Source organism: Bacillus sp. SIMBA_005 (assembly GCF_046535585.1).
GTDB lineage: Bacteria > Bacillota > Bacilli > Bacillales > Bacillaceae > Bacillus > Bacillus pumilus.
On record NZ_JAWRWI010000871.1, the window covers coordinates 1 to 249 of the forward strand.

The window sequence follows — 249 nt, forward strand, 5'->3', positions numbered from 1 at the left end:
TCCGCTGATTCAGATGATAGGTTTTGGAACTTGAATACACGACGGCTTTTTCCGGGTCTTCATCAAGCTCTTTCACCATTTTCTCAAGCCGTTCCGGCACATACGTGTTGTCGTCGGTCGCATACGTCACGTACTCGCCCTCCGCCATTTCTATTGCCTGATTAATCAAGGCGGCGTAGCGTGTTTTTTCCGTTCTTTCTTTGACGCCCGATACATCGCTTTGATAAAACCGGACGCGGTCATCCGTGA

The 249-nt window shown here is 49.4% G+C and carries 1 protein-coding gene; it reads right to left on the bottom strand.

The window, feature by feature from the left end:
• Nucleotides 1–249: glycosyltransferase family A protein (locus tag SB660_RS22560; RefSeq protein WP_410584721.1), on the bottom strand; the 249-nt coding region annotated here is incomplete at both ends.